At 44.9% G+C, this 4173-nt stretch carries 4 protein-coding genes; 3 read left to right on the plus strand and 1 reads right to left on the minus strand.

Translation table 11 applies throughout. From position 1 onward, the window contains the following. Window positions 1–119 precede the first annotated feature (119 nt). On the minus strand, window positions 120–860 hold the full coding sequence (locus ACLFWI_RS27685; protein ID WP_446415605.1) for a hypothetical protein: 741 nt from the start codon (window positions 858–860) through the stop codon (window positions 120–122). 474 nt (window positions 861–1334) lie between these two features. Here ACLFWI_RS27685 and zds point away from each other — a divergent pair, with 474 nt between their 5' ends. The 3 genes from zds to ACLFWI_RS27700 form a co-directional block, all read left to right on the plus strand. Continuing rightward, window positions 1335–2813 carry a 9,9'-di-cis-zeta-carotene desaturase gene (zds, locus tag ACLFWI_RS27690; RefSeq protein WP_446415606.1) on the plus strand — a complete coding sequence of 493 codons (1479 nt, stop codon included), beginning with the start codon at window positions 1335–1337 and terminating at the stop codon, window positions 2811–2813. Between the two features lie 166 nt (window positions 2814–2979). Beyond that, on the plus strand, window positions 2980–3429 hold the full coding sequence (locus ACLFWI_RS27695; protein WP_446415607.1) for an SRPBCC family protein: 450 nt from the start codon (window positions 2980–2982) through the stop codon (window positions 3427–3429). A 147-nt stretch (window positions 3430–3576) separates the two neighbouring features. Then, window positions 3577–4173, plus strand: a 597-nt coding sequence (locus ACLFWI_RS27700) for an acyltransferase family protein (RefSeq protein ID WP_446415608.1), incomplete at its 3' end; no start/stop codon positions are given.

Genomic DNA, 4173 nt, shown 5'->3' on the forward strand with positions numbered 1-4173 from the left:
TCCCTAAACCCGCCCCTACAATTGTCCCTAAACCCACCCCTACATCTAATTTTTCTGCCCTAAATGCCTTGGCAAATAAATTATGCAAATTTATTGTTTTTGTCCAAAGTCCAATCAATTTAGAATCCCAGTTTTTGGTAATGACGCTTGAGCAGGCGTTGAGCTGCATCTGAGGAAATATTCACGGGTTCAAAGGCTTTAGCATCGAATCGGCTTGTGCTAATCGTCATCAATTTCCAATTGCCTTGCTCATGCTGGAGAATGGCTTCTCCACCAAGCTCTTCCATCGCCCAAGTTACAATCGCATAAGGTTCATCAATAGTGATTTCTAGAAACCGGACATTGTCGTGCCATTTATCCCAGTCATCCAGCAGCTTTTTTTCTAACTTATCTTTGCTTTCGTTAATAGTGATTTGCTGATGATCCGTAAAGAATGGGGCTTTAACTAACAAGACCGTTAGCAAATTTAAGTGAATATTTAAATGATAGATCATCGCCCCCAAACGACGAATCGCATAAGCTAAATTTTCATCAACATTCTTGAGATCACTCTGATTATTGCTGTGTGGCAGTTTCTTTCGACGTTCCAGGGAATGATTGTAATCTTCAACTAAACCGAATATGCTCGTCGTCTTGCTGTCAAGCATGTAGAGAACATACTCATCCACCAATAAATGTTGAGGCGGAATTTTATAAATAATTTTTTTTAATTGTTCTACATTGATTGGCTCAACCTGAGTCTTCTCAAATGCTTGAATGTTGGGATGATCGAGTAAGCTCAGTTCATGGCGAATGACTTGATCCGCTTTACGAAGCTTTAAAAAAATCGTATCGACTTCAAGCGCTAGGGAAGATAGCAATACTTTCTCTTCCTCTGTTTTAAGTTCTTTGTTGTTCAAACACATTTGAGTTGCATTAAGAATGATTGAGCAAAAACAGTGGCATTAAAACTGCTATTGCCTGTCGGCTTGGTTAGGATTAGGCTCACGTCTAAGACCCTAACTCAGTAGAAGGACTTTGACTGGTGTTCTACCTTTGATTAGCAACCCTGATGTTCTGATTGAGTAACCTTGCCTGCTGTCTCTTTACGAGATATTCGCGTTACTCAATTTTTGTAGACTGGTCAGTCTGTAATACGTAATGTATAACATGTAAGACACATTGTACATTCTAATTCCTATTGGCTCACATCAGCAAGTCGGTTTAGCCAAATTTATCAAGATTTCATTCCCGCAAACAAAACTGGGATCAACGGCGATCGCAAGCCGATAAGCTGCATCTGGAACCCAAATTCTATTACAATCTGTAAAGAAAACTGAAAAGGAAGGGCTACGATGCGCGTTGCGATCGTTGGGGCAGGACTTGCCGGAATGGCGACGGCTGTAGAATTAGTCGATGCCGGACATGAGGTCGAAATCTTTGAATCCCGTCCATTCGTGGGCGGCAAAGTTGGCAGTTGGGTAGACACCGAGGGCAATCACATCGAGATGGGGTTGCACGTCTTTTTTGGCTGTTACTACAACTTGTTTGACTTGATGCAGAAGGTAGGGGCATTGGAGAACCTACGTCTCAAGGAACATACCCATACCTTTATTAATCGGGGTGGGCGCACGGGGGCGCTAGACTTTCGCTTTATCACCGGAGCGCCGTTTAATGGACTCAAAGCCTTTTTCACCACCTCCCAGCTATCACCTCAGGATAAGCTACAAAACGCGATCGCACTCGGAACCAGTCCCCTGGTGCGCGGCTTGATCGACTTTGATGGGGCAATGCAAACCATTCGCGACTTAGATAAAATCAGCTTTGCCGACTGGTTCCGCAAGCATGGGGGGTCTAACGGCAGCTTAAAGCGGATGTGGAATCCCATCGCCTACGCCCTCGGCTTTATCGATACAGAGAATATCTCTGCCCGTTGCATGTTGACAATTTTCCAGTTCTTTGCTGCCAGAACAGAAGCCTCAGTTCTCAGGATGCTGGAAGGTTCGCCGAATGAATACTTACATCAACCGATTATCAATTACCTGGAAGCACGAGGAGCAAAAATTTATACCCGGCGACGAGTGAGAGACATCCTCTACACCGAGACAGGAGACTCAGCTAACGTGACAGGTTTAGTCATCGCCCAAGGTGAAAGCGAGGAAACCATTACCGCCGATGCCTACGTTTGCGCTGCTGATGTCCCTGGAGTGCAACGTTTGTTGCCAGAATCATGGCGCAAATGGTCAGAGTTTGACAATCTCTATAAGCTGGACACCGTACCTGTCGCCACCGTACAACTGCGGTTTGATGGCTGGGTGACAGAACTCCATGATGCTCAAAAACGGAAGCAATTGGCACAAGCTACAGGGATGGACAATCTCCTCTATACTCCCGATGCGGACTTCTCCTGCTTTGCCGACTTAGCCTTAACCAGTCCCGGTGACTATTACAAAGAAGGACAAGGGTCACTATTGCAATTAGTGCTAACGCCCGGTGATCCATTTATCCGGCAAAATAATGAATCCATTGCCCAACATGTCCTCCAGCAAGTCCACGAACTCTTCCCCTCTTCGCGAGAATTGAACATGACCTGGTACAGTGTGGTTAAATTAGCTCAATCGCTTTACCGAGAAGCTCCGGGCATGGACCCCTATCGCCCTAACCAAAAAACCTCAGTGAGCAACTTCTTCTTGGCAGGGAGCTACACTCAACAAGATTACATCGATAGTATGGAAGGAGCGACTCTATCCGGGCGGCGTGCGGCTAAAGCGATTCTAGAACATGCACAAACACCTGTAGAACAAAACCTGGTTACCACCACAAAAGATATCTGAGAACTGGGGAATCCGGGATGTAGGGGCGGGTTTTACGACTATCGTTTCTTCCCTCACCCAGATGCAACTAAACCCGCCCCAACCAAGTACAAAAATTATCTGGCAAATGACTTAGCTTGCTTCTCGCGCTCTTCGAGTATGACGAATGACGAATGACGAATGACGAATGACAAATAACTCTGACTGGTTAGAACACAGTGTACAAGTTGAAGTCGAGGTACCAATGGAAACCGTTTGGAGCCTCTGGTCTGATTTAGAGCAAATGCCTCGCTGGATGAAGTGGATTGACTCGGTACAAGTATTAGAAGATAATCCAGATTTATCCCGTTGGAAACTCGCCAGCAGTGGCTTTGAATTTAGCTGGATTTCTCGCATTCTGAAATTAGTACCCCATCAGATTATTCAGTGGGAATCTGTTGATGGTTTACCTAATCGGGGTGCAGTGCGCTTTTATGATCGCCACGGTAGTAGTGTTGTTAAACTTACGGTGGCTTACGATATTCCTGGCATCTTAGGTAAGTTGATGGATGGTTTGTTTTTAGGTCGAATTGTTGAGTCTACGATTCAAGCCGATTTAGAGCGATTTCGGGACTATGCGCTTAAAATCCAAAGTTAATAATGGTGATTGTTGAGCTTATTACCCCATGCAAGAGGAGGCGATTGAAATCGCTGCTACACAAACTTTCGTCCGCCTGCGCGGACTGGCTTATAACCTTACTTTTGGTCGGGATCTGGAAAACCTCTCTGGAATGTCCTTCAGGCTATAGCATCGAGTTATACCAATAGTTCGGTTTCCTTGAGTAACTTGTGGCGAATTATCTACCAACCTGTGATGCAATATTGGTTTCTATACACTTTGTTTGTCATCATGGTGGTCTACGCAATTGTCCGTAAGCTCAATGTTTCTCCCCGAGTATTTTTAATTTTGGCAATTTTCTTTTACTTGACGCAAATTGCTGATGTTGGCTTGGGTTCGTGGAGGGTTTTATATTCAGTTCGCGGCTATACTGTCTACCTCGCTTTGGGGGCGGTAGTAGGCAATAGTCGATTCATGTCACAGTTAAGTCAATGGACAACCCAAACTTTGCTCATGGTTACAATTGGTGGATTTTGTGCTGTGGGATTAGCGGTTGGGTTCAATTTGATGGCGGTCAAATTACTGACGCTTATAGTGGCTATCTTTGGCATCACCGCCTCAGTTGCTTTGGCGATTCTCCTGGATCGGTTTAATAGAATTGACGTTGTAAAACAGTGGGGAAGCTTGTCGCTAGAAATATACGTGGCTCATACAATCGCTTCGGCATCACTACGAATTTTCCTCCAATATGTCTTCGGGTTTACCAATCCGATCGCGCACCTT

The organism is Coleofasciculus sp. (assembly GCF_046539235.1).
Taxonomy (GTDB): domain Bacteria; phylum Cyanobacteriota; class Cyanobacteriia; order Cyanobacteriales; family Coleofasciculaceae; genus Coleofasciculus.

Coding starts and splice junctions, on each gene's coding strand:
- ACLFWI_RS27695 (WP_446415607.1), top strand. CDS start 2,980: ATGACAAATAACTCTGACTGGTTAGAACACAGTGTACAAGTTGAAGTC.
- zds (WP_446415606.1), top strand. CDS start 1,335: ATGCGCGTTGCGATCGTTGGGGCAGGACTTGCCGGAATGGCGACGGCT.